The organism is Mycobacterium sp. 1245805.9, assembly GCF_001672915.1.
Lineage (GTDB): Bacteria > Actinomycetota > Actinomycetes > Mycobacteriales > Mycobacteriaceae > Mycobacterium.
This window is the reverse complement of sequence record NZ_LZKR01000132.1, coordinates 36,009-61,992: the sequence shown is the minus strand read 5'-3', so window position 1 is coordinate 61,992 and position 25,984 is coordinate 36,009. Positions and strand designations below refer to the sequence as shown.

The 25,984-nt window shown below is 69.0% G+C and carries 21 protein-coding genes; 14 read left to right on the top strand and 7 right to left on the bottom strand.

The genetic code is table 11. The features are described 5' to 3' along the window. A partial coding sequence (locus A9X00_RS18740) for an HNH endonuclease signature motif containing protein (protein ID WP_156772171.1) occupies positions 1-873 on the top strand: 873 nt, incomplete at its 5' end. 2 nt (positions 874-875) lie between these two features. Here A9X00_RS18740 and A9X00_RS18735 read toward each other — a convergent pair. Together A9X00_RS18735 and otsB are read right to left on the bottom strand one after the other, a co-directional pair. Then, a complete protein-coding gene (locus A9X00_RS18735; protein ID WP_067156623.1) occupies positions 876-1,658 on the bottom strand; it encodes a universal stress protein in 783 nt (260 codons plus the stop codon). Then, on the bottom strand, positions 1,658-5,329 hold the full coding sequence (gene otsB, locus A9X00_RS18730; protein WP_067156621.1) for a trehalose-phosphatase: 3,672 nt from the start codon (positions 5,327-5,329) through the stop codon (positions 1,658-1,660). Before otsB ends, A9X00_RS18735 begins: the two co-directional genes overlap by 1 nt. Positions 5,330-5,437: 108 nt before the next feature. Here otsB and A9X00_RS18725 point away from each other — a divergent pair, with 108 nt between their 5' ends. From A9X00_RS18725 to A9X00_RS18705, 5 genes are all read left to right on the top strand, one after another. Next, complete coding sequence (locus A9X00_RS18725; protein WP_067156660.1) at positions 5,438-6,325, top strand: universal stress protein; 888 nt, start codon at positions 5,438-5,440, stop codon at positions 6,323-6,325. A gap of 19 nt (positions 6,326-6,344) precedes the next feature. Then, a complete protein-coding gene (locus A9X00_RS18720) occupies positions 6,345-7,793 on the top strand; it encodes a bifunctional aminoglycoside phosphotransferase/ATP-binding protein (protein ID WP_232006878.1) in 1,449 nt (482 codons plus the stop codon). 110 nt (positions 7,794-7,903) lie between these two features. Beyond that, on the top strand, positions 7,904-8,908 hold the full coding sequence (locus A9X00_RS18715) for an NAD(P)H nitroreductase (RefSeq protein WP_067156617.1): 1,005 nt from the start codon (positions 7,904-7,906) through the stop codon (positions 8,906-8,908). A 15-nt stretch (positions 8,909-8,923) separates the two neighbouring features. After that, entirely contained in the window at positions 8,924-10,027 is a 1,104-nt protein-coding gene (locus A9X00_RS18710; RefSeq protein ID WP_067156658.1) for a 3-oxoacyl-ACP synthase III family protein, read from the top strand. Continuing rightward, positions 10,011-10,880, top strand: coding sequence for a 3-oxoacyl-[acyl-carrier-protein] synthase III C-terminal domain-containing protein (locus tag A9X00_RS18705; RefSeq protein WP_067156615.1), 870 nt, complete (start codon positions 10,011-10,013; stop codon positions 10,878-10,880). The genes A9X00_RS18710 and A9X00_RS18705 overlap by 17 nt, the downstream gene beginning before the upstream one ends. A 133-nt stretch (positions 10,881-11,013) precedes the next feature. On the opposite strand, the gene ppsA is transcribed toward A9X00_RS18705, so the two are convergent. Further along, positions 11,014-13,422 (bottom strand): phosphoenolpyruvate synthase, encoded by a 2,409-nt coding sequence (ppsA, locus tag A9X00_RS18700; RefSeq protein ID WP_067156613.1) that lies wholly within the window; start codon positions 13,420-13,422, stop codon positions 11,014-11,016. 109 nt (positions 13,423-13,531) lie between these two features. Between ppsA and A9X00_RS18695 the strand changes: the two genes are divergently transcribed. After that, complete coding sequence (locus A9X00_RS18695) at positions 13,532-14,917, top strand: wax ester/triacylglycerol synthase family O-acyltransferase (RefSeq protein ID WP_067156609.1); 1,386 nt, start codon at positions 13,532-13,534, stop codon at positions 14,915-14,917. Here A9X00_RS18695 and A9X00_RS18690 read toward each other — a convergent pair. Together A9X00_RS18690 and A9X00_RS18685 are read right to left on the bottom strand one after the other, a co-directional pair. Next, positions 14,907-15,590 (bottom strand): PAS and ANTAR domain-containing protein, encoded by a 684-nt coding sequence (locus A9X00_RS18690; protein WP_067156598.1) that lies wholly within the window; start codon positions 15,588-15,590, stop codon positions 14,907-14,909. The two genes, A9X00_RS18695 and A9X00_RS18690, sit on opposite strands and share 11 nt — an antisense overlap. A 66-nt stretch (positions 15,591-15,656) precedes the next feature. Further along, positions 15,657-16,106: an Hsp20/alpha crystallin family protein gene (locus A9X00_RS18685; protein WP_067156595.1), complete on the bottom strand. Its 450-nt coding sequence runs from the start codon at positions 16,104-16,106 to the stop codon at positions 15,657-15,659. A 155-nt stretch (positions 16,107-16,261) separates the two neighbouring features. Here A9X00_RS18685 and A9X00_RS18680 point away from each other — a divergent pair, with 155 nt between their 5' ends. The 5 genes from A9X00_RS18680 (at position 16,262) to A9X00_RS18660 (ending at position 21,855) form a co-directional block, all read left to right on the top strand. Further along, on the top strand, positions 16,262-16,639 hold the full coding sequence (locus A9X00_RS18680; RefSeq protein ID WP_067156592.1) for a helix-turn-helix transcriptional regulator: 378 nt from the start codon (positions 16,262-16,264) through the stop codon (positions 16,637-16,639). Between the two features lie 174 nt (positions 16,640-16,813). Beyond that, the gene (locus tag A9X00_RS18675) at positions 16,814-17,533 is read left to right on the top strand and encodes a GAF and ANTAR domain-containing protein (RefSeq protein ID WP_067156590.1); all 720 of its coding nucleotides are present in this window, start codon (positions 16,814-16,816) and stop codon (positions 17,531-17,533) included. Positions 17,534-17,581: 48 nt separating this feature from the next. Then, a complete protein-coding gene (locus A9X00_RS18670; protein ID WP_067156654.1) occupies positions 17,582-18,763 on the top strand; it encodes a zinc-dependent alcohol dehydrogenase in 1,182 nt (393 codons plus the stop codon). Positions 18,764-18,831: 68 nt separating this feature from the next. Continuing rightward, positions 18,832-20,982, top strand: a complete 2,151-nt coding sequence (glgX, locus tag A9X00_RS18665; protein WP_067156586.1) for a glycogen debranching protein GlgX — start codon at positions 18,832-18,834, stop codon at positions 20,980-20,982. 105 nt (positions 20,983-21,087) lie between these two features. Beyond that, complete coding sequence (locus A9X00_RS18660) at positions 21,088-21,855, top strand: SDR family oxidoreductase (protein WP_082975376.1); 768 nt, start codon at positions 21,088-21,090, stop codon at positions 21,853-21,855. Here the strand turns inward: A9X00_RS18660 and A9X00_RS18655 are convergent. Next, positions 21,852-22,820, bottom strand: coding sequence for an aldo/keto reductase (locus tag A9X00_RS18655; protein WP_067156579.1), 969 nt, complete (start codon positions 22,818-22,820; stop codon positions 21,852-21,854). The genes A9X00_RS18660 and A9X00_RS18655 overlap by 4 nt on opposite strands. Before the next feature lie 20 nt (positions 22,821-22,840). Beyond that, a complete protein-coding gene (locus A9X00_RS18650) occupies positions 22,841-23,836 on the bottom strand; it encodes a sensor domain-containing protein (RefSeq protein WP_067156576.1) in 996 nt (331 codons plus the stop codon). Positions 23,837-23,956: 120 nt separating this feature from the next. On the opposite strand from A9X00_RS18650, the gene A9X00_RS18645 reads away from it, so the two are divergent. Then, positions 23,957-24,463 carry a hypothetical protein gene (locus A9X00_RS18645; RefSeq protein ID WP_067156573.1) on the top strand — a complete coding sequence of 169 codons (507 nt, stop codon included), beginning with the start codon at positions 23,957-23,959 and terminating at the stop codon, positions 24,461-24,463. Positions 24,464-24,491: 28 nt separating this feature from the next. Continuing rightward, positions 24,492-25,982: a molybdopterin-dependent oxidoreductase gene (locus A9X00_RS18640; protein WP_156772173.1), complete on the top strand. Its 1,491-nt coding sequence runs from the start codon at positions 24,492-24,494 to the stop codon at positions 25,980-25,982. The last annotated feature ends 2 nt before the right edge of the window (positions 25,983-25,984 follow it).

The following is a 25,984-nucleotide window of genomic DNA, read 5'->3' as shown; positions in this document are numbered from 1 at the left end:
CGGCCCGACGAGTTGGCCAAATACGCCCGGCGGATCATGGACTGGCTTCACCCGGACGGCGAGTTCAGCGACCAACAACGGGCCCGCCGGCGCGGCCTGACCCTCGGCGAGCAGGACTTCGACGGCATGTCACGGCTCAGCGGCCTGATCACCCCGGAACTACGCGCCGCCATCGAGGCCCTGTTGGCCAAGCTGGCCGCCCCCGGCGCGGCCAACCCCGACGACGACACCCCGGTCATTGACGACACCCCCGATGAGGACGCGGTGCGCCGCGACCAGCGAACGTGCGCCCAGCGCAACCACGACGCCTTTCTCGCGGGGCTGCGGGCCCTGTTCTCCTCGGGAAAGCTGGGCAGCCACAACGGGCTACCGGTGTCGATCGTGGCGATGACCACGCTCAAGGAGCTGGAGGCCGCCACCGGCAAGGCCCTCACCGGCGGCGGCACCCTGGTGCCGATGTCGGATGTGATCCGCTGGGCTGGCCACGCCCACCATTACCTCGCCATCTTCGACGACACCAAACCCCTGGCGCTCTACCACACCAAACGACTCGCCTCACCCGCGCAACGCATCATGCTCTACGCCCGCGATCGCGGCTGCACCAAACCCGGCTGCGACGCCCCCGCCTACCACAGCCAGGTCCACCACATCACCGGCTGGACAACCACCCGGCGCACCGACATCGACGACCTGACCCTGGCCTGCGGGCCGGACAACCGGCTCGCCGAACAAGGCTGGACCACCCGCACCAACACCCGCGGTGAGACCGAATGGATCCCCCCGCCGCATCTCGACCGCGGCCAACCCCGCACCAACTCCTTCCACCACCCCGAACGCTTCCTCCGCGACACCGACGACGACGAACCCATTTGACGTCAGTCGCGCACCACCAGCACCGAACATCCCGCGTTCGCGCGCAGGTGTGGCCTCGGCGGGCCGACCATCTGCGCGACCTTGTCGGCGTCCTCGCTGCCCACCACCGCGAGCTGGACGGATTCCTGCGTGCGGGAAAGGAATTCGGCGGGCCCGCGCCGTGCGGGGGCCGGCATGACATGCACTTCGGGGTAGCGGTGCACCCACTGGCGAAGCCGGTGCTCGAGCTGGCTGTAGGGAATCTCGCCCAGGCCCCATCGCCATACCCCCAGCGCCAGGATCGACGCTCGGCGCAGCCGCGCTTCGTGGAAGCCGACCTCGAGCACCGCGTCGTTGGCCGCCGAGTCGTCGACGACGACGGCCACCCAACCGGGGTCCGACACCGGGCCGCCGGCCCGGACGATCGCGATCGGGCATTGGGCTTTGCGGGCGACCGCGTCCGCGGTCGAGCCGAGCAGTTTGCGCGCGATGCGGCCGATTCCCACGGAGCCGGCGCAAACCATTGCGGCGCTCCGTGATTCGTCGACCAGGACGCCGTCCGGCGACCCGCATACGATGTCGCATTCAACTTCGACCGGCTCGCGTACGGTCCGTAGCGCTGCGCCGGCGGCACGCAGCGAATCTTGGGCAGAGCCGACGTCCATGCGATCGGGGATGGCGTGGACCAGCCGCAGCGGGACTTTACGGCTGGCCGCCTCGATGGCCGCCCACTTCGCCGCGTTGATCGCCGCCTTCGACCCGTCGATGCCCACGACAATCCGCTTCGATGATCGGGGATTGTTCATCACGCGACCTCGATGCTCTGCCCGGGCAAGAGATGTTGCACGCGGCCGCGGCATTCGACCATGATCGGTCCGGCGTTGCCGGCCTCGGAGGTCAGATCCCCGGTCCTGCCACTGATCCGAAGGTGCAGCCGGTGGCCGCGGTACACGAAGGGGAACTCGATGGCGCCGAGCGCCGCAGGCCAGTGGGGACCGAGCACCAAACGGTCGTCACGCGTTTCCAGTCCGGTGAAACACCGCTGCACCAGATCGAAGCTGCCGGCCATCGCGGCCAGGTGGATCCCTTCCGCGGTGGTGCCGCCCTGGATGTCGGCGACGTCGGAACCCAGCACCTGGACGAAGTACCGCATGGCGTGGTGGCGGTTGGCGCGGGTGAGCACCCAGGAGTGCACGATCGCGCTGAGCGTGGAGCCGTCCGAGGTGCGCGACAGGTAGTACTCGATGGTCTTCGGGATCTGCTCGGGCTCGAAACGGTAGCCGAGCCGGCCGAACAGGCCCAGCAACTCCTCCGAGGACAGCAGGTAGAACAGCATGAGCGCGTCGGCCTGCTTGGACGCCTTGTAGTTGTTGACGCTGTCGTCCTCGGCTTCCAGGATGCGGTCCAGCCGCTGGATGTTGCCGTATCGCTGCCGGTAGCGCTCCCAATCCAGTTCGGCCAGTTCCGAATAGCCTTCGAACTGGCTGATCACGTCGTCGTGGAAGGGGACGAACATGCGCCGTGTCACGTCATCCCAGCGGTCCAGCTCCTCGGCCGTCAGGCCGACCTTCCCCACCAGATCGAGCCGGTCGCGAAGCGGCAGCAGCTCCAGCGCGTCCATCGCCCGCAGGATCACCCAGACCGCCATCACGTTGGTGTACGCGTTGTTGTCGACGCCGTCGTATTCCTTGCCCGGATAGCCGGAATGGAACTCGTCGGGGCCGATGATTCCCCGGATCGTGTAGCGGCCGCGGGTGTCGTCGAAGCTCGCCAGCCCCACCCAGAAGCGCGCGATCTCGACCAGCATCTCGGTGCCGTAGTCGATGAGGAATTGCCGGTCGCCGGTCACCTGGTAGTGCTGCCAGGCGTTGTAGGCGACGGCCAGGCCGACATGGTGCGCGCGGGCGCTGGCATCCGGATTCCAGTGGCCCGATTGCGGATTCAGGTGCACCTCCTGGCTCACCTCGCGGCCGTCGCTGCCCGATTGCCACGGGTACATCGCGCCGAGGTAGCCGGCCCGCCGCGCGGCGCGGCGCGCCTCCGGGAGCCGCCGGTAGCGATACAGCAGCAGCGAGCGGGACACGTTCGGCAGGCGCAGGCTCAGCACCGGCGAGACGAACAGCGAATCCCAGAACACATGGCCGCGGTAGGCCTCGCCGTGCAGCCCGCGCGCCGGGACCCCGGCGTCCAGTTCGGCGGTGTGCGGCGAAAGGGTCTGCAGCAGGTGCACCAGATGCAACCGGAGCACCCGCAGCGCCGGCGTGCTGTCGGTGAGGCCGACGTCGCACTGCTCCCACAGCCGCGCCCAGGCTCGGGTGTGCTGTTCGTGGAGGTCGGCGTAGCGGCCGGCGGCGTCGAGGTATTGCTGCGCGGCGCTGGCCGGTTCGGATATGGCGGTGTCCCGGCCGGTGAAGACGGTCACCACCTTCTCGCAGGTCACCGACCGGCCTTCCGGCAGCTCCACCGCGATGTCGTGACCGCCACGGTCGGCGTCGGCGACGACGGCGTAGCGCGCGTCGGCGCGGACGTCGGGGACATCGTCGCGCCACACGGTGGCGCGGGCCGCGACGACGATCGCGATCCGCGACTGCGACGTCTCGGTCCGCAATATCGTTGAGTCGGACCCGGTTTCCTCGATGGTGGCCGGGGTGAGGTGAGCGCTGGACAACGACCGGTAGCGCTCGACCATCGTATTTTGCACGCTGGCATCCAGCAGGGACCTGAACTCGACCGTGCCCGACCAGTTCTCGGCGCCGACGGTGGTCCGCATGGCGAGCAGGTGCGGCTGGTGCATGGAGGCGAACCGCTGCTGGGTCAGCGTCGTGATCCGGCCCGAGCCGTCGCGAAATCGCAGACTGCGGCTCAGCGTCGCGTTGCGCAGGTCGAAGGTCTGCCGGAAAAACAACAATTCTGTGTCGTCGACGGAAAACCAAGCCCCGCCGTCGATCCGGAACGTCAACGGCAACCAGTTGGGCAGGTTGACCAGGCTCTCGTTCTCGATCGTCCGGCCCGCCACCCGGTCGGTCAGCGTGTTGTACACGCCGGTCGCGTAGGTGCCCGGGTAATGGGCCTCGCAGGCCGCCGCTTCCGTCGCGCAACCCCGGGTGGCCAGGTAGCCGTTCCCAATGGTGCACAGAGCCTCGCGCAGCCGCTCGTACTTCGGGTCGTAGCCCTCGTAGACCAGTTCCCACGTGTCGCCCGGCGTCGCCGCCGCCTGCTCCAGGTCCAGGGCCAGCCGGTGGACGAATTCGGCTACGGCGGTGGGGTTTTCGAGGCTGAACGGCGCGGCCGAGGGGCGATCGCCGTCCTCGTCGTGGCGCACCACGATTCCCACGCCGTCGAATTGGACGGCGTCGAAGGCGTCCTCGTCGGTGATGTCGTCGCCGATGTAGATCGGCAGCATGGTGCCCGGCTCCCCGCCGTCACCGTCCACGATGCGTTGCAGCAGCCAGCCGAGCGTCGTGCCCTTGTCGCCGTCCATGTTCGGGCGAAGTTGGATGACCTTGCGGCCGGGAGTGACCCGCAAGCCCTCGGTGCGGCCGAGGTCACGGACGGCCGCGATCGCCCGGTCGACGTCCTGGGGTTCGGCGTTGCGGTAGTGCACGGCGACCGCAAAGCGCTTGTGCTCCACCGTGATTCCCGACACGTTCCTCAGCGTCTCCGCCAAGTGGTTGGCGGCGCGCGCCACGGTGTCGGCGACGTCGGCGGCGGCGTTCTCCAGTGCGGTGCCGTCGGGCGCGATCATCTCGTAGCCGTGCCCGCCCGCGTACCACACCCCGTCGACCTCGACCCGGTCGCGGACGTCGGCGACGTCGCGTCCGCTGATCACCACGACGGGACACTGCGCGGCCAGCGCACGCAAGGCTTTGTCGGCACCGTCGACGAGTTTCGCCGATTCCGGGTGATCGACGATGTCGGACAGTGTGCCGTCAAAGTCGAGGAAGACCACGGGCCGCCGGTTGGCCACCAGCTCTTTGACCTGGCCGTAGGCCAGCAGCGCGTCGGCGATCCGCGACATGGCCGCGCCGCCGCGGCGCACCGAGATCTCGGCCAGGTCGGCGACCACGGCGTCGGCGCCACAGGACAGCAGCCCGGCGGCGTGCCCGTTGCGCTGCACACCGATGACGAGGCCGAAGGCCCCGTCCCCGGCGGCCTTGACCCCGGCGTCGTCGCGGTCGATCACCGCGCATCGGACCGTGCGCACCCCGAGGCGGCGGGCGGTTTCGGTCGGTGACGGCCCGTCGACCGCGAGGCCGACGAGGTCGTCGATCCCCGCGACGCGCAGGGCTTCCGCGCAGTCGCGGCCGGGCGAGTAGACGGCCGCCGCGACGCCGGCGTCTCGCAGCCGTCGCAGCAGGGGGACGGCCGAATCGCGTGCCGCGACGACACCCGCCGCCGCCTCGGTGATCACGCTGTCCAGCCCGAGGATTACCGCATCGTGGTAGCGCCGATCAACGGTGGCGGCCCATTCGGTCACCTCTGTGACGATGCCACTTGGCGGCCCGGGTCAACGGGGCCTGATGTCCACGGGTTTGGGGACTAAAGCCTCATGTTCGACGACTGTTCGGCCAATAGCGTTTTCAGCATGTCCACACCCACGAACCGCCACGGCATCGTCGCCGGAGTCGACGGGTCGCCCGCGTCGAACGCCGCCGTCTGCTGGGCGGCTCGAGACGCCGCGATGCGCAACGTTCCGCTCACGTTGGTGCACATGTACAGCACGTACGTGCCGACGTTCCCGCAGATACCGCTTCCGGCCGGAGTCACAGTATGGCAGGAGGAGGACGGACAGCAGGTCCTCGAGCAGGCCGTCAAAATCGCGGAGAACGCGGTCAAGGCCGACCAGCAGCTCGCAATCACCGGCGAACTGAAGTGCTCGCCGCCGGTGCCGACGCTGATCGACCTGTCGGAAGAGGCCGAAATGATCGTCGTCGGCAGCAACGGGCGCGGGGCGTTGGGCCGGGCGCTACTGGGTTCGGTCAGTTCGAGCGTCGTCCGGCACGCGAAATGCCCCGTCGCCGTTATTCGGGACGAAGATCCGCTGATGCCGCACCCGCAGCAGGCCCCCGTGCTGCTGGGCATCGACGGTTCGCCCGCCTCCGAGCTCGCGACGGCCGTCGCGTTCGACGAGGCATCCCGCCGCGGGGTGGACCTGCAAGCGCTGCACGCGTGGAGCGACGTCCAGGTGCTCGAACTCCCCGGATTCGATTGGGCGGTGGTGAAAGCGGAAGCCGAGCGCAGCCTCTCCGAAAACCTGGCCGGCTGGCAGGAACGCTATCCGGACGTCACGGTGCAGCGACTCCTCGTGTGTGACCAGCCGGCCCGCCAGTTGATCGAGAAATCGGAGTCGGCGCAACTGGTCGTCGTCGGCAGCCACGGCCGCGGCGGGCTGGCGCGGACGCTGCTGGGTTCGGTCAGCAACGCCGTCGTGCACTCGGTCCGGATGCCGGTGATCGTGGCGCGGCCGTCTTAAGGCTTGGCACAATAATTCGGTGCCATATCTCGATGTGCACGAAACCCACACGGGCGTCGTCGTGCTCGCGGGCGACCGGGCGTTCAAGGCCAAAAAGCCGGTGCTGACCGACTTTCTCGACTTCCGCACGCCGGAGCGGCGCGAGCACGCGTGCCGCCGCGAGGTCGAGCTGAACCGCCGGCTGGCGCCCGACAGCTACTTTGGGGTCGCCTATCTGTCCGACCCGGGCGGCGGCCCGGCCGAACCGATCGTCGTCATGCGCCGCTACCGCGACGAGGACCGGCTGGCGTCCATCGTGAGCCGCGACACCGACGGCTCGGTGCGGGGGCTGCTGGACACCATCGCCGCGGTGCTGGCCCGCTTTCACGCGCGCGCCGAGCGCGGCCCGGCGATCGACGCGCAGGGCGAGGCGGCCGCGATCGGGAAACGCTGGCGCGACAACCTGGTGGAACTCGACCGCCACGCGGACAAGCTGCCCGCCGCGGAGCTGTCGCGAATCCGGCGGCTCGCAACCGAATTCATCGCCGGCCGCGAACCCCTGTTCCGGCGCCGCGTCGAGGAGGGGCTGATCGTCGACGGCCACGGCGATCTGCTCGCCGACGATATCTTCTGCGGCCAGGACGAGCCGGCGCTGCTCGATTGCATGGAGTTCGACGACAACCTCCGCTACGTCGACTGCGTCGACGACGCCGCCTTCCTCGCCATGGACCTTGAGTTCCTCGGCCGCAAGGACCTCGGCGAGCACTTCCTGCAACGCTATGCCGCGCATGCGGCGCGGGAGGCGCCGTCGGCGCTGACGCACTTCTATGTCGCCTATCGCGCGGTGGTGCGGGCGAAGACCGACTGCGTGCGAGTGTCCCAGGGCAAGCTGGAGGCCGCCGACGACGCCGCTCGGCACCTCGCGATCGCCGACGAGCATCTCCGCAGCGGCGCGGTGCGCCTGGCCCTGGTCGGGGGAAACCCCGGCACCGGCAAATCCACCGTTGCCCGCGCGCTCGCCGAACGGACTGGGGCCCAGGTCATCTCGACCGACGACGTGCGCCGGGAACTGCGGGACTCCGGCGCCATCGCGGGGGATTCCGGGGTCCTGGATCAGGGGCTGTACAGCCCGGACAACGTCGCGGTGGTGTACGAGACCGCCCTGCGGCGGGCGCGATCGTTGTTGGGCGACGGGCGATCGGTGATCCTCGACGGCACCTGGCGCGACCCCGAGCTGCGAGCGCGGGCTCTTCGCCTCGCCTCCGAAACGCACTCGGCGACGGTGGAACTCATGTGCGCGTCCACGGTCGGCACGGCGGCCGGGCGGATCACCACCCGGCGGCCGGGCAATTCGGACGTGACCCCGGAGATCGCCGAAGCGATGGCCGCCGAGCGGGCCGGCTGGGACACCGCGCACCGGATCGACACCTCCGGGGCCGTCGAGGACTCGGCGCGCGAGGCCGTCGACGCCTGGCGCCGAACGATTTAGGCCCCGATCCCAGGAGTCGAACGCCCCGGTCGTCGGGGACCAACGGCCCTGTCAGCAATGACAACCCCGTCCTTATGGTCAGTTCGAGAGACTTGAGCGGAGTGGTTGAAATGCTGTTGAAAGCGCCCGATTCCGAAGTCATCCGCGACGCCGTGATGCTGGCGAGCCGGGCGCCTTCGCTGCACAACAGCCAGCCCTGGCGCTGGGTGGTCGAGGGCGCGCGGCTGCAGTTGTGGGCCGACCCCCGCCGGCTGATGCCCGCCACCGACCGCACCGGCCGGGAGCTGACGTTGAGCTGTGGCGCGGTCCTCGATCACCTCCGGGTCGCGATGGCCGCCGCCGGCTGGGACAGCACCACCGAGCGCCTCCCGGATCCCGGCGAGCCGGCTCACCTGGCGACGCTCGAGTTCCGGCCCGCCGACGGCGTGACGGAGGCGCAACAGGCGCGCGCCGACGCGATCCGTCACCGGCGCACCGACCGGTTGCCGTTCGCCGCGCCCGCCGGGTGGCCGGTGGTGGAGGCGGCGTTGCGCCTCGCGGCCCATCCGCACGACGTGCTGCTCGACGTGGTCGCCGACGACGCGCGACCGACGCTGGCGGAGGCGTCCGCGCTCACCGAGCAGCTGCGGCGCCACGACACCGCCTACCTGTCCGAGTTGCGTTGGTGGACCTCGCCGTTCGAGTCGGACGCCACCCACGTCCCGGAAAGTTCGCTGGTGTCCAGCACCGAGGCGGCCCAGGTCGACGTGGCCCGGGCGTTCCCGCCGGCGGGTGGGGGCCAACGCGGTGCCGGCGTGGACCACGACCACTCGAAGATCGTCGTGCTGTCCACCCACCACGCGGACGACCGGCTGGACGTGCTGCGCTGCGGCGAGGCGCTGTCGGCGGTGTTGCTCGAATGCACGATGGCCGACCTGGCCACCTGCACGCTCACCCACATGACGGAGATGGCGATGAGCCGCCACATAATCGCGCAGATCACCGGGTCCGCCGGCCAACCGCAGCTGCTGATCCGGGTCGGCACGGCCGCGCCGAACGGCCACCACGTCGAGCCGACCGCCCGGCGGCTGGTGACCGAGGTCCTCAAGTTTCGCAGTGACCCGCGAGGGGACTGAAAGGAGGTGGCGCCGATGGCTCGGCACTGGCTGGTGATGGAGACCGCCGGGGAGGGCGTCGCGGCGCCGTACGTCGCCCGGCTGGCCGGCGCGGGGCGACAGCTGCCCGAAACCCGGCTCACCACCGACGAATTGATGGCGACCACGCGCCACCACACTCACATCGACCTGGAACGGCTCACCGGGATCCGCGAGCGCCGGGTATCGGTGGGCGACGAGGATTCCTACAGCCTGGCCACCTCGGCGGCGCTGAACGCCCTGGCCACCGCGCAGCAGGACCCCGCCACGCTCGACGTGGTGATCAGCTGCAGCATCACGAAATTCCGCGGCGGGCTCACCCAGTGGCTCGAGCCGACGATGAGCAGCGCGGTGGCTCGCGCGGTCGGCGCGCCCCAGGCCATGACCTTCGACGTGTCCAACGCCTGCGCCGGGATGCTCACCGGGGTAACCATTTTGAACAACTGGATCCGGCAGGGCATCGTCGAGCGCGGGCTGGTCGTCAGCGGCGAGTACATCTCCCAGCTGAGCCACAACGCCGCCCGCCACATTCGCAACATCATGAGCAAGGAACTCGCCTGCCTGACCCTGGGCGACGCCGGTGCGGCGCTCCTGCTCGAGCGGGCCCCCGCGGGCTCCGCGGGCATCGGGCTCGCCGGGTTCACCACCGTGGCCGACTACAGCCGGCTCTGCCTGGCCTATCCGGAGGGCCACGACCCGGGCGCGCGGATGTTCACCAACTCCCGCGCCATCCAAAAGGCCGCGATCGCCAACACCCCGCTGCTGTTGAGCGAAGTGCTTGACGCGGTGGATATTTCGATCCACGACATCGACCACGTGATCACCCACCAGACCTCGGCGCGGGCCATCCGCAAGGGAATGGTGCGCATGTCGGAGGCGTTCGGCGACAGCCCGCGCCACGACGCGGTGATCACCGTCGACCGCTACGGCAACACGGCGTCGACGACCCACACGGTGGCGCTCGTCGAGGAACTCGAGGCCGGCAACATTCGGCCCGGCGAGCGGGTCGCGTTGCTCGCGCTGGCCTCCGGATTGGAGATCGGTGTCGTCCTGCTCACCCTGGATGAGGATTTGGTGAATCGCTATGGGCACGGTCATTGATCGCGTAGACGTCGCACACCCGCACTTGCGTGGCCGCCACAGCGCGCTGCACCTTGCGGTGACCGCCGCCAAGGACTGCCTGCACCGGGCCGGGTGCGACCCCGACGAGCTGGATCTGGTTGTCAACGCGGGCATCTACCGCGACCGCAACCTGGGGGAGCCGGCGCTGGCCGCGCTGATACAGGACGACATTGGGGCCAATCCGGAGGACCCCCACGCCGGGGCGCACGGCACCTTCTCGTTCGACATCGCCAACGGGGCCTGCGGGGTCCTGACCGGGCTGCAGATCGTCGACGGGTTCTTGCGGTCACGCAGCATCAACCGAGCGCTCGTCGTGGCCAGCGACGCCGACCCCGGTCACGGGATGAGCGAGCGCTTCGCGTTCTCGGCCGCCGGCGCGGCAATGCTGTGCCACTGGACCGACGACGACTACGGGCTGAGCCGGGTGTCCTGGGTGAACACCGAGGACACCGAGGCCTTCTCGGCGACGGTCGGATTCGCCGACGCGCGAAATGTGCTGCGCTTCAATCATTCGGCCGACATGGACGAGCGGTTCGCCGCGGCGGCGGCCGCGGCCGTGCGCGCATGCCTGCACGAGCAAGCCACTTCGTTGGACGACGTCGACCTGATCGTCGCCGCCCCCGCCCGGCCGGAGTTCCGCGCGGCGCTGAGCCGGCTGCTGGGGGTGTCGGTCGAAAGGGTCTGCGTCGCGGCCGATCACCGCATGCACACGGCCGCCCTGGCCGCCGCGTTCGAACCGGCGGCCGAAAACTTCCCGGCGGGTGCCCGGGTGCTGTTCGTCGCCGCCGGCGCGGGCGTCACCGCCGGGGCCGCGCTGTACCGCCAGCCGTAGGGGTCTTTTCGCGTGCGCTCAGGGCTTTGAGCGTGCGTACAGGGCGGCTCTCATCGGCGTGTCGCCGCCATGAGCGCACACGCAACGCCCAGCTTTCACACGTTGCGCCAGCCGCCGTCATAACGCGCCGCGGTCACTGCAGGGCGACCGCCTGGCGCTCCAGCTCGAGGATCTGGCGGGTCGTCTTCACCACCACGTCGGGGTTCAGGCTTATCGAGTCGATCCCGGTGCGGACCAGGAACTCGGCCATGTCCGGGTAGTCCGACGGCGCCTGCCCGCACAGCCCGGAGTGAATCCCGTTGCGGCGGCAGCCTTCCACGGCCAGCCGGATCATCTCCTTGACGCCCTCGTCGCGCTCGTCGTAGTCGAAGGCCACGATCTCGCTGTCGCGGTCGACGCCGAGGGTGAGCTGGGTCAGGTCGTTCGAGCCGATGGAGAAGCCGTCGAAGCGTTTGGCGAACTGATCGAGCAGGATCACGTTGTTCGGGATCTCGCACATCGCGTACACCTGGAGGCCGTTTTCGCCGCGCCGCAGGCCGAGGTCGGCCATGGTCTGCAGCACCAGGTCCGCCTCGGTCACCCGGCGCACGAACGGCAGCATGATGACGACGTTCGTCAGGCCCATGTCCTCGCGAACGCGTTTCATCGCACGGCATTCCAGCGCGAAGCCCTCGGCGTAGGCGGGGTGGGCATAGCGCGAGGCGCCGCGGAACCCGATCATCGGGTTGCTCTCGACCGGCTCGAACGCGCTGCCCCCGATCAGGCTGGCGTACTCGTTCGTCTTGAAGTCCGACATCCGGACCACGACGGGCTTCGGCCAGAACGCGGCCGCGATGGTGCCGATCCCCTCGGAAAGGCGCTCCACGAAGAACGCGCCGCCGTCGGGGTAGCCGCGGGTGAGCCGTTCGATCGTGCGCAAAGCCTCGGCGTCGCCGACCTTTTCGGGGTGCAGCAGGGCCAACGGGTGGACCTTGATGTATTCGCTGACGATGAACTCCATCCGGGCAAGTCCCACACCGTCGTTCGGCAAGAACGACGTCTTGAACGCGAGGTCGGGGTTGCCGAGGTTGACCATGATCTGGGTCCGCGGCCGTGAAAGCCCGGCCACTTCGGTGCGGTCGACGTGGAAGCCGACCTCGCTGCGGTACACGCGCCCGGTGTCGCCCTCGACGCACGACACCGTGACGGCCTCGCCGTTCGGGACGCTCGTGGTGGCGTCGCCCGCGCCGACCACGGCCGGGATGCCCAGCTCGCGCGCGATGATCGCGGCGTGGCAGGTGCGCCCGCCGCGGTTGGTGACGATCGCGGCGGCGATCTTCATCACCGGCTCCCAGTCGGGCGTGGTGGTGTCGGCGACCAGCACCTGGCCGGGCTGGAAGTCCGCGAGGTGCTCGAGGTTGTCGATCAGTTTCGCCCTGCCCGACGCGACCTTCTCGCCGACCGACCGGCCCTCGGCCAGCACCTCCCTGCCTTGGGGCCCTCGCCCCTCGAGCACATAGGTCTCCACCGTTGTCGAACTGCGCTGGGAGGCCGCCGTTTCGGGGCGGGCCTGCACGATGTAGAGCTGCCCGTCGAGACCGTCCTTGGCCCACTCGATGTCCATCGGCCGCCCGTAGTGCCGCTCGATCGTGCAGGCATAGCCGGCCAGCTCGAGAACGTCGTCATCGGCGATACAGAAACGCCCGCGGTCGGCCTTCGGCGTGGGGATGTTACGGGTGGTCTGCTTGGTCCCGCCCTCGACGAAGACCATCTTCACCGCCTTGTCGCCGACCAGGCGGCGCAGCACGGCGCGGTGGCCGGCCTGATACGTCGGCTTGTGCACGTAGAACTCGTCGGGGTCGACGGAGCCCTGGACGACGTTCTCGCCCAGCCCGTAGGCGCCGGTGACGAAAACGACGTCGGTGAAGCCCGATTCGGTGTCGATGGTGAACATCACGCCCGACGAGGCGAGGTCCGAGCGCACCATCTTCATGATGCCGATCGACAGCGAGACCTTGAAATGGTCGAAGCCCTGGTCGATCCGGTAGTGGATGGCCCGGTCGGTGAACAGGCTGGCGAAGCAGCGGCGGCAGGCGTCGAGCAGGCTCTCGGCGCCGGTGATGTTGAGGAAGGTCTCCTGCTGGCCGGCGAAGCTGGCCGTCGGCAGGTCCTCGGCGGTCGCCGAGCTGCGGACCGCGATGCTGACGTCCTCGCCGTACTCGTCCTGAAGCATGCGGTAGGCGGACCCGATCTCGGCGGCCAGGTCGTCGGGAAGCCCTGCGCCGTAGACGATTTCACGAGCGCGCTTGCCCCGGCGCGCCAACTCGGCCACGTCGTCGGGGTCCAGGTCGTCGAGTTCGGCGTGCAGCGCGTCCCAGGCGCCGGCTCGGTCCAGCATGTGTCGGTAGGCGGCCGAGGTGGTGGCGAATCCGTGCGGGACGCGCACGCCCTGCCCGGACAGCTTCTGGAACATCTCGCCGAGCGAGGCGTTCTTGCCGCCGACCAGCGGCACGTCGTCGATGCCGATCTCTTCGAAGAAACGAATGTAGTTGAACCCGCTCATGGGCCTCACGATATGGCGGCAATCGGCGCGGCACAGCCGGCATTAGGCCCCGAAAGTTGGGGACTTCTGACTCTCAACTTGAGGGCGCCCAGGGGCGGAAAGTAGCGGGATGGAGCAACTAACGGCGCTCGATGCCACCTTCCTCGAAGTCGAAGACTCCGACCCGCACGTGAGCCTGGCGGTCGGGGGCGTGTCGATCGTGGAGGGGCCCGTTCCCGACTACGACGAGTTCGTCGCCGCGTTCGCCAAACGCGTACCGGACATTCCGCGATGCACGCAGGTGCTGCGGACGCACCCGCTGGATATCGGCGCGCCCGAATGGGTGGACGACCCGCACTTCGACATCACGCGCCACCTGCACCGGCTCGCGCTTCCGCACCCCGGCGGCGATACCGAACTGTTCGAGACGATCGCAAACGTCATGGAACGGCGGCTCGACCGCGAGCGCCCGTTGTGGGAGTGCTACCTCATCGAGGGGCTGGCCGACGACCGCTGGGCCGTGCTGACCAAGATCCACCACTGCATCGCCGACGGCATCGCGACGACGCAGATGCTGGCGAGGTTCAGCGACGACAGGGACGAACGTGAGGCCGGCACGTTCGCCACCGACATCCGCGCCGCCAGGGAGCCGCAGCGGTCGGGGCCGAGCCTGCCGAGGTTCAGCTTCAACCCGCTGACCTTGGTGAGCGGGATCGGGCGAACCGCGCTGGCCGCGGTGGCGAGCGCCGAACAGGTCGCGGTGGGCGCGGCCGAACTGACGGCCAGCCTGTTCAGCCCCGCGCCGGGCTCCTCGCTGAACGGGCCCGTCACGAGCATGCGCCGCTTCAGCGTTGCCCGGGTCAGCCTGGCCGATCTGCGAGAGGTCGCCGCGGCGTTCGGCGTGACCCTCAACGACGTGGCGCTGGCGGCCATCACCGACAGCTACCGCAAGATGCTGATCTATCGCGGCGAACAGCCCGCCCGCAACTCGTTGCGCACGCTCGTCCCGGTCTCCGTGCGCCCCACGAACCACTTCGACATGGCCGACAACCAGGTCTCGGCGATGCTGCCGCTGCTGCCCGTCGACGAGGGCGACCCGGTCGAGCAGCTGCGGCTGGTGCACGGCCGGCTCACCCGGGCCAAAGCCAGCGGCCAACGCGAGGGCGGCAGCGCGCTGGTCGCGGCGGCCAAGAACGTCCCGTTCGCGTTCTCCGCCTGGGCGATTCGGCTGCTGGCGCGGCTTCCCCAGCGCGCGGTGGTCGCCCTGGCGACCAACGTTCCGGGTCCCCGCGAGCAGCAGAAGCTGATGGGCCGGCGGGTGCTGGAGATCTTTCCGATCCCGCCGATCGCCCTGCAATTGCGCACCGGCATCGCGATGCTCAGCTACGCCGACGCGTTCATCTTCGGGATCACCGCCGACTACGACGCCGCGCCCGACATCGAGGCGCTCGCCGCCGGGATCGAGAAGGGCGTCGCGCAGCTGGTGCAGGCGGCCCGCGACTCCGTCAGCCCTTGACGGGTCGGCGGTTTTCACCGCGGACGCGTTGGTGCGCGGTCAGCAGCAGATGGTCGAATTCCTGTGAGTTGAGCGGCAGGCCGGCGCCGACGAAGTCCTCGGTGATCTGCTCGGCCAACAGCCGCAGCTTGACGTTCGCCTCCTGGGACAGCCATTTGAGCAGGTTGAACGCGGCGTCGTCGTTGATGCGGTAGACCAGCATCAGCATGCCCTTGGCCTGTTCGATGCCGGCGCGGTTCTCCCTGATCTCCGCCAGCCGCGCGGTGACAAGGTCCTCCTGGGTGAGTTCGGGGGAGGCGTCGACGTAGAACCCGTGCGTTCCGATCACTTCGCCTTGATCGTCGAGGAGCTGATCACCGACGACGATGATGTGGCGCACGTTGCCGGCGGTGTCGATGATGCGGTGGCGGGTGCTGAACGCCTCGTGGGTATTCAGGATCTGATCGATCGTGGCCGCGACCTGCCCGCGGTCGTCGGGGTGCTTGTGTGCGAGGACCAGGTCGGTGGTCGGGGTGACGCTGCCCGGTTCGTAGCCGTGCATCCGCTGCACCTGGGCGGACCACTCCCAGCGCTGGTCGGCGAAGTAGAACCGGAACCAGCCCACCCGCTGCGGAACGCCCCCGGCCAGCGCCTCTTCGACGTTGGGCGTTTCGCCGTTCAGATGCCATTCCATCGTGGGACCTCGCCTTCGTGCGCAAGGAGGGTGGGGGCGGCCACCGCCGCCCCCCCCCGACGGTCGTCAGGCGTCGATCACCTCGCGCTTGTTGGCCTCCTCGTTGATGGCCTTGTGGCCGTTGCCGCGCGCGACGGAAATCTTGCGCGGCTTGGCCTTCTCGGCCACCGGGATGCGCAGGCGCAGGACGCCCTCGGAGTAGGACGCGTCGATCCTGTCGGTGTCCAGGTTTTCGCCCAGCACGAGCTGGCGGCTGAACACCCCGCGGGGCCGTTCGGTAGCCAACATCTCGCGGTTGGGGTCGACGCCCGGGCGCTCGGCGCGCACGGTCACGACGTTGCGCTCGATGTCGATGTCGAGCGTGTCCGCGTCGATGCCCGGCAGGTCGAACTCGACGACGAATTGCTCTCCCTCACGCCAGGCGTCCATCGGCATCACCGCCGGCCGGGCGGCCGTGCCGAACACCTGCTGGGCGAATCGGTCGAGGTCACGGAAGGGGTCGGTACGCATCAGCATGGCGGTCACCTTTCACTCCAATCTGCGGCTCTGAAGTGGCTAATTTCCGTGTGTCTTTCTATGTCAGAAGACATAGATTTCATATATCACTATCGACAGAAGAGCGCAAGTGTGATACACAGGTTTTCTGACGGAGATCGCTAAGGGGATAGTCGATGACCGAGAGCATTGGGGAGGCGGGCGCGCCGCCGTCGGATCGCGGCGTGTACGGAATCTCGGTGGCCGCCGAACTTTCCGGCATCCCGGTGCAGTCGCTGCGCCTCTACGAGCGGCACGGGCTGTTGAATCCCGCTCGCAGCGACGGGGGGACGCGGCGCTACAGCGCCGACGACCTGGCCCGGCTGCAGCGCATCAGCGCGCTTGTTGACGCAGGCGTCAACCTCGCCGGCATCGCCCGCATCCTGAGCCTGGAAGACCACAACGCCGAGCTCTCGGCGGTCAACACCGATCTGCGCTCCACCAATCGCACTTTGCGGAACGCAGCGAAGGGCGCGGGTGCGAAAAAGAACGCAATCCGACGCGAAAGCCGTTGACCGCCAAGGGTGTTACCGAGTAGCTCGGCGATCGGGCGGGCGGCCGCCGTCGGGGGAGTTCGTTTGCCCTGTTTGCACTTCGTTGTTTGGCCCGTAGGCTTCGTTTAATGGGTCGACGCGTTGGGTCCGCCACCGCCGACGCCCCGGCCAGAAAGCCCTTGAGGGGGTGATGAGATGCCGGATGACAAGAACACGGTCGTCGGTCAGTTGACGGAACTGATGACCAGCCTGGACCGCCACGGCACGGAGACGACGGCCGGGCTGCGGGAACTCATCGAGAACGGCGTTCGGCACATGCCGGGCTGCCAGTACGCGGGGATGACCCTTGCCGAGCGCGGCAACACGGTCACCAGCGTGGTCGCCACCCACCGCTACGCGGCGGTGCTGGACACGATCCAGGACCGGCGCGGCGAGGGACCGTGCCTGTCGGCCGCCTGGCGGCACCACATGATGTACGTCGACGACCTCAACGTCGACGAACGCTGGCCGGGCTATCAGCGCGACGCGCTCGAAGCGACCCCGATCCGCTCGATCGTGTCGTACGAGCTGTTCGACGACGACAAGAGCATGGCCGCGCTCAACTTCTACGCCGAGCATCCGCACGCGTTCAGCGACGAATCACTGGAAATCGGCGACATTTTCGCCACCCACGTGGCCCTGGCCTGGTCGATGATGCGCCGGCAGGACCAGTTCCGCAGCGCCCTGGCGTCGCGGGACACCATCGGTCAGGCCAAGGGCGTCATCATGGAGCGCTTCAACCTCGACGCCGTCGAGGCTTTCGAACTCCTCACCCGGCTGTCCCAGCAGTCCAACACCAAGCTGATCGACATCGCCAAGGCGCTGATCGACAGCGAACACCCGCTCAAGCCACGGCATCGCGGCGCGCGCTCGTAGCCGCGCGCCGGCGTTTCGGCCGGCGCGACACGGGTATGTGCCATGCACATGAAAGCCGTCACCTGGCAGGGCAAGCGCGACGTCCGCGTCGAGTCGGTGCCCGATCCCAAGATCGAGCAGCCGACTGACGCCATCGTCGAAGTCACCTCCACCAACATCTGCGGATCGGACCTGCACCTCTACGAAATCCTCGGGGCCTTCATGAACCCGGGCGACATCCTGGGGCACGAGCCGATGGGGGTCGTCCGCGAGGTCGGCGGCCAGACAGGCGATCTGCGGGTCGGCGACCGGGTCGTCATTCCGTTCCAGATCTCCTGCGGCCGTTGCCACATGTGCGACATGCAGCTCTACACCCAGTGCGAGACCACCCAGGTGCGCGACCAGGGGATGGGCGCGGCGCTGTTCGGCTATTCGGAGCTCTACGGCGAGATCCCGGGCGGGCAGGCTGAACTGCTGCGCGTCCCCCAAGCGCAGTTCACCCACATCAAAGTCCCTGTGGGACCGCCGGATTCGCGCTTCGTCTACCTGTCCGACGTTTTGCCGACCGCCTGGCAGGCGGTGGCCTACGCCGACATCCCGGACGGGGGCTCGGTGGCCGTGCTCGGGCTGGGCCCGATCGGGGACATGGCCGCGCGCATCGCCGACCATCTCGGGTACCGGGTCATCGCCGTCGACCTGGTGCCCGAACGCCTGGCCCGCGCCGCGGGGCGCGGCATCCACACCATCGATCTGAGCCGGCTCGATTCGTCCCTCGGCGACGCGATCCGCGACCTGACCGACGGCCGCGGCACCGACTCCGTGATCGACGCCGTCGGCATGGAGTCGCACGGCTCCCCGGCCGCACGGCTGGCCCAGCAGGCGAGCGGGATGCTGCCGGACGTGCTGGCCAAGCGGATCATGCAGACCGCCGGCGTGGACCGGCTGTCGGCCCTGTACTCCGCGATCGACATCGTGCGGCGCGGGGGAACGATCTCGCTGATCGGCGTGTACGGGGGAATGGCCGACCCGCTGCCGATGCTCACCCTGTTCGACAAGCAGGTCACCCTGCGGATGGGTCAGGCCAACGTGAAGAGGTGGGTCGACGACATCATGCCCCTGCTGACCGACGACGATCCCCTGGGCGTCGACACCTTCGCCACCCACGTGCTGCCCCTCGAGGAGGCCCCGCACGCCTACGAGATCTTCCAGAAGAAGCAGGACGGTGCCGTCAAGGTCATGCTGAAGCCGTAATCGCGTTGTGGGCCAAGCGGTTTCGGGTGCGGGTTTGACCTGCGTGTTCCCGGGGTATCAACAGCGCCATGACCGGCCCAGGACTTCACGCGCCCACACCCACCGGTGAAGTCTGGCCGGGGCGGGCCTATCCGCTGGGCGCGACGTATGACGGCGCGGGCACCAACTTCGGGGTGTTCAGCGAGGTCGCCGAGCGCGTCGAGCTGTGCCTGTTCGACCCCGACGGCACCGAGAGCCGGGTCGCCCTGCCCGAGGTCGACGGGTTCGTCTGGCACGCCTACATCCCCGGCATCGAACCCGGCCAGCGCTACGGCTACCGCGTGCACGGTCCGTACGAGCCGGAGGAGGGCCTGCGCTGCAACCCGAACAAGCTGTTGGTGGACCCGTATTCGAAGGCCATCGACGGCAGCTTCGAATGGAACCAGTCCCTGTTCGGCTACAACTTCGGCGACCCGGACAGCCGCAACGACGAGGACTCCGCCCCCAGCATGCCCAAGTCGGTGGTCATCAGCCCCTACTTCGACTGGGGCAACGACCGGCCGCCGGACCACCAGTACGCCGACACCGTCATCTACGAGGCGCACGTCAAGGGCCTCACGCAGACCCACCCAGACATCCCCGAACAGATGCGCGGCACGTACGCCGCGGTGGCGCATCCCGTGATCATCGACCACCTGAAGAGCATCGGCGTGACCGCGATCGAGCTGATGCCGGTGCACCACTTCGCCAACGACTCGACCCTGGTCGACAAGGGCCTGTCAAATTACTGGGGCTACAACACAATCGGATTCTTCGCGCCCGACTTCAAGTACTCCAGCGCCAGGTCCCCCGGCGGGCAGGTGCAGGAGTTCAAGGCGATGGTGCGCGCCCTGCACGAGGCCGATATCGAGGTGATCCTCGACGTGGTCTACAACCACACGGCCGAGGGCAACCACCTCGGTCCGACGCTGTGCATGCGCGGCATCGACAACGCCGCGTATTACCGGCTGGTCGACGACGACAAGCGCTACTACATGGACTACACCGGCACGGGCAACAGCCTCAACGTCAGGCACCCGCACGCGCTGCAGCTGATCATGGACTCGCTGCGCTACTGGGTGACCGAGATGCACGTCGACGGCTTCCGGTTCGACCTGGCCGCGACGCTGGCCCGCGAGTTCTACGACGTCGACCGGCTGGCCACGTTCTTCGAACTCGTGCAACAGGATCCGACGGTCAGCCAGGTCAAGCTCATCGCCGAGCCGTGGGACGTCGGGCCGGGCGGCTACCAGGTGGGCAACTTCCCGCCGCAGTGGACCGAATGGAACGGCAAGTACCGCGACACCGTGCGGGACTTCTGGCGTGGCGAGCCGGCCACGCTCGACGAGTTCGCCTACCGCCTGTCCGGATCGGCCGACCTCTACGAGCACACTTCGCGCCGGCCGGTGGCATCGATCAACTTCGTCACCGCCCACGACGGGTTCACGCTGCGCGACCTGGTGTCCTACAACGAAAAGCACAACGAGGCCAACGGCGAGGACAACAACGACGGCGAGAGCCACAACCGGTCCTGGAACTGCGGTGCGGAGGGGCCGACCGACGACGGGGATATCAACGCGCTGCGTGCTCGGCAGCAGCGCAACTTCCTGACCACCCTGCTGCTGTCGCAGGGCGTGCCGATGATCTGCCACGGCGACGAGCTCGGCCGCACCCAGGACGGCAACAACAACGGCTACTGCCAGGACAACGAGCTCACCTGGATCGACTGGGCCCGCGCCGACGCGGGACTGCTGGAGTTCACCCGCCTGGTCTCCGCGCTGCGGGCCCGGCACCCGGTGTTCCGCAGGCGCCGGTTCTTCTCCGGCAAGCCGCTGGGCCGGCGCGGCCCGGAGGGGCTGCCCGACATCGCCTGGTTCACCCCCGAGGGCACGGAGATGACCGACGAGGACTGGGGCGCGGGATTCGCCAAGTCCGTCGCGGTGTTCCTCAACGGGCACGGCATCCCCGACAGCGACGCGCGGGGGCAGCGGGTGCTCGACGACTCGTTCCTGATGTGCTTCAACGCCCACCACGAGCCGATCGAATTCACGCTGCCGCCAAAGGAATTCGGTGCTTCCTGGACCCTGGTGGTGTTCACCGGGCCCGAGGAGGAGACGCCCGCCGACGAGGTACCCGGGGGAGGCGCCCTCACCGTGGACGCGCACACCGCCGTGGTGCTGCAGGCCCCCGACGGGGCATGAGTGGCCTGACACAAAATCCGCCCGAATGTCACCCAGCCGCCCCCTGGTCGATACGCTGTGCCTGCAGCGTGCTCGTTACAGGAGAGGGCGAATATGTCAAGGACAGTGGTGGTTGGCGCCTCGAGCGGCCTCGGGCGCTGCATCGGCGTCGGCCTGGCGCAGCGCGGCGATCAGGTGGCGCTGCTCGCCCGGCGCCGCGAGCGCATCGAGGCCGCGGCGAAGGAGGCCGGCCCGGGCGCCATCGCCGTCGAATGCGATGTCACCGACGAGGCGTCCTGCCGGTCGGCGATCGGCGCCGCCGCGGACGCCCTCGGCGGGATCGACAACCTCGTCTACACCCCCGCCATCGGCCCGCTGGTCCGCATGGTCGACACCGATGCCGAGACGTGGCGGCGCGTCTTCGACACCAACGTGATCGGCGCGGCGCTGGTGACCGCGGCCGCGGTGCCGCACCTGACCGAGTCCGCGGGCAAGGTCGTCTACCTGGCCTCCGACGCGGGCACCTACGGCCCGCCCTGGCCGGGTCTGGGGGCCTACGGCGTCAGCAAGGCGGCCCTGGAGCGGCTCGTCGAGGCGTGGCGTGCCGAACACCCCGACATCGGCTTCACCAACCTGATCGTGGGGGAGTGCGGGGGCGGCGAGGGCGACGCGGCGACCGGCATGACCACCGGCTGGGATATGGACCTCGCCATGAAGGCCGTCCCGCTGTGGTCCTCCCGCGGCTGCATGCCCGGCAAGCTGATGCCGGTCGAGGACCTCATCGACGTGGTGCACACGATCCTGCGCACCAACGCGACGACGTCGATGCCCGTCGTCGTCGCCAGGGGAGCGCCCGCGGCCGCGCCGGCGTTCGCGGAGTCGGCGCAGCCCTAACGCCCCAACGTCTCGCGTGCCTTCTCGGCCAGGAAGCGCGCGTTCGACACCGGCCGGAACGCGCGCGCCGCGCCGGTGAGGGCCTCGCGGGAATCCGCGGGTAGCTCGATGTCGGCGGCGGCGACGTTGAACTCGAGCTGCTCGACGCTGGACGCGCCGGGGATGGCCACGACGCCCGGCAGGCTGATCAACCAGGCCAGCGCCACCTGCGCCGGCTCGGCGCCGACCTGCGCGGCGACGTCGCGCAGCGTCTGCAGCAGCGGCTCGATGCGGCGCAGGTTCTCGGTGCCGAAGTAGCGGTTCACCGCGCGAACGCCGCCGGGACGGTTGTCCACGCCGTATTTGCCGCCCAGCAGCCCCTGCTCCAGCGGTTGGTAGGCGATCACGATGCGGTTCTCGCGCTCGGCGAAGGGCACCAGGTCCTCCAGCGCGCCGGGGTGGGCGAGCGAGAAATGCACTTGGTTGCTGATCACCGGCCGCCCGAGCGCGGCGTCGGCCTTGCGCCACCGCGCCAGCGAGTAGTTGGAGACGCCGGCCGCGCCGATCTTGCCCTCGTCGAGCAGCTCGCGCATCCCGGGCATGATCACCGAGTCGGGGACCACCGGGTTGGGCTGGTGGATCTGGTAGAGCGGGATGCGGTCGAGTCCCAGCCGCCGCGCGCTCGCCCGCTCGCGCTGCTTGATGACGGCGGGGAAGGGGGCCACGGGCATGATCTTGCTGGCCACCGCGACCTCGGCGCGCTGGTCGCCGAGCGCCTCGCCGAGGATCCGCTCGCTCTTGCCCAGCCCGTACACCTCGGCGGTGTCGAACAGCGTCACCCCCAGCTCGAGGGCCCTCCGCACGATGTCCCGCGCGGCGCCGGCGGCATAGCCCTCCCCGTAGCCCCACTCGCGCGAGCCGAACTGCCACGTGCCCAGGCCGATTCGGCTGACCCGGCCGACCCCGTCGACGTCGAGATATTTCATGCGGCCCACCCTACTGACCCCTACCCCGGGATCTTGTTCAGCGCGGTGATGGCGACGCTCACCGCCGATTGCCGCGGGCGAGCGCCGTCCGTGGTGCCGCTGTAGGACACGTACAGGTCGACGACGACGTTGGCTTTGGCCGCGACCGCGCGGGCGGAGCGCACCTGTAGGCCTTTGGGCGTCAGATCCATGGTGGTGATGCCGGTGCCGGCGTCGGCGGGCGCGCTCAGGGCGAACGGGATCGCCCCCGCCTCGGGGATCGTCACGCTCACGGTCGTGCCGCCGCATCGGCGCCATCCGTCCAGCAGCTTCGCCAGCTGTGACTGCGCGGCCGGCGCGTCGCGAAACGCCGCGACGGCCTCGATGACCTGGACCGACTTCAGCAGGCTGCGGGTGTCGGAGAATTCCGCCGCGTGGTAGCCGGCGATGGCGTCGACGTTGTAGGCGTCCGGGGTTCCGGGCGCGATGCTTCCCCAGCACTCCGGGCGGTCGATGGTTCCCTCGCGGTCGGACCGGGCCGGGTGATCCCATGTCTGGCCGGTTTCCAGGTTCTGGTCGTCGGTGATGGTCTTCAGGTCGCCGAGGCTGGGCAGGACGGTTGCGACGGCGTCCGGCGCGACGGTGGGCCCCGGGGGCGCCGCCGCGGTGGTGGCCGGTGGGCCCGGGCGATTCGGGGTGGACGTGAACGCGGCCAGCGCGGCCCACGCGACCAGGGCGAGGACCACGAGGCCGACGATCGCGTAGGACAGCGCCACCGCGGCCAGCGCGCGGTTTCGGCCGAGCTCGCCCGTGCGGCGGATCTGCGCCAGCGCCAGGTGTCCCAGCACGGCGCCGACGGGCGGGGAGGCGAAGGCGAACACCAGTGACTGCGTGGCCATCGCGTTGACCGGCGGCCGGTACGGCTCCGGGGGCGGCGGCGGCAAGACCGGCGGCTGCACCGGCGGGGCGGCGGGGGGCACGCGACCGAGCGGGTCGTAACTGAGCGGGCCGTATCCGTAGGGATCCTGAGGATTCACGCCAGTGGCCTCCTTAGCCCGGCATCCTGACCCGAATGTAGCCGACCGGCCCTGCGTCGTCGAAGCCGCAATTTCTATGAGCCCGCGTTTGAGAAACCCGCGCCCGGGTACGAGCGCAGCGTGGGTTTCCTCGTCGAGACGTGGCCAGAAAGCTGGCACCGCAGCCGGGTGTTTCGAGTGCTCAGCCTCGGCGGGTACGTCGCCTTCAACCTGCCCAGGGTGGTGACGGGGCTGGGCGCGGTCCTGCTCGTCGGCGTCGCCGCAACGCACATCTATGCGCTGGCCACCCAGGCCACCCAGGGCACGCTGCCCTGGTATTTCGTGGTGTACGCCGCGGCGGTGATCGCCGGTTGCCTACTGATCGGCCTCGCCCTGTGGGTCGGCCGCAATCCCAAAGTGGCACAGGCGGGTTGGTACTTCGGCAGCCTGCTTTCCGTCGTCGTGGTCGGCGTTGATGTCGTCACCCGGCTGGCCCATCTGCCCGCCCTGGCGGGAATGACCGGACGCTGGGATTTCGCGCCGGCATCGTTCGCGTTCGCGTTCGCGGGCGCCTTCCTCGCACTGCACTTCTCGGTGCTGCTGGGCATCAACGTCGCCTATCCGCAGGACCAGCAGTGGGAGGACTGAGCCAGGACGCCGTGAGATGACCCAGGCCGTGATACCCCTCGACTACCCGGCGTGGCTGCGCATCGACCACTGGCTCAACGTTCTGTTCCTAACGCTGTTGCTGCGCAGCGGCATTGAGATCCTGTCCACGCATCCCAAGCTGTACTGGCGAGAGGACAGCAAACCCGGCACCGAGTGGGCACGGTTCACCACGAAGACGATGCCGACCGACCGGCTCTACGACACCCTCGACGAGGAGGAGGACTACAGCCCGCTGATCGCCCTGCCCGGCCACAAGCGGCTCGGCATGGGGCGGCACTGGCATTTCATCTCGGTGATCGGCTGGGTGCTGGTGGGGCTGTCCTACTACGTGCTGCTGTTCGCCACCGGGCAGTGGCATCGGTACTGGCCGCAGTCGTGGGCGACCTTCGTCGAGGCCGGCAACGACATCCTGACCTATGCGACGTTCAACCTGCCCCCGCTGCTGCCCAACGAACCGCTGGACGCCATCCAGAAGCTGACCTATGCGGCCGTCGTCTTCGGACTCGCCCCGTTCCAAATCCTCACCGGCGCAGCACAATCCCCCGCGATCGAGGCGCGGTTTCCCTGGTTCGTGCGGCTCTGGGGCGGACGGCAATCCGCCCGCAGCCTGCACTTCCTGGGGCTGGTCGCATTCGTGGTGTTCATCGCGATCCACGTGTCGATGGTCTTCTTTTGGGGCTGGGGCCAACTCAACGCGTCGATGATCTTCGGCTCCGTCCGCAACGTCACGCTGGGAACCGTGTTGTCGTTCGTGATCATCGGCGCGATCGTCGCCGTCCACGTCGCGGCCACGGTGTGGAGCCTGCGCAACCCGGTCCAGGTTCGCCGCATCCTGGGCGCTGTCGTCACCCGGGTACGACTGATCCTGCTGCGCCCGTTGGACTCCCGGCAGGACTATCCGGAACGGATGCTCTCGGCCGAACACCGTGTCAACGGCAAGCCGCCGTGTTCGGCCGAGTACAAGGTGATGGCGGTGCACAACTTCGTCGACTGGCGGCTGCGCGTCGGCGGGCTCGTCGAGGAGCCGATGACGTTCGACCTGGCCGCGCTGCGGTCGCTGGCCGAGCCGCACCGACAACGGGTTTTGCACAACTGCGTGCAGGGCTGGTCCAGCATCGGCGAGTGGACGGGCCTCCCGCTGGCCGCCCTGGCCGACCGGGTGCGGCCGCTGCCCCAGGCGCGCTTGGTGTGTTTCCTGACGATGCAGGACACCGGCCGGGACGAGCCGAGCGCGCAGGGGGAGGGGCAGTTCTACGAGGTGATGGATCTCGAACTGGCCTACAAGCCGCAGACAATCCTGGCGTACGGGATGAACGGAAGGCCGTTGCCCATCAAGCACGGTGCGCCCCTGCGGCTGCGGGTGGAGACCCAGGTCGGCTTCAAGATGGCCAAGTGGATCAGCGCGATCGAGTTCGTCGACGACCACCGTGGCATCGGCTACGGCCTGGGCGGCTGGCGAGAGGACAACGTGCATTACGACAAGGACGTGGAGATCTAGGG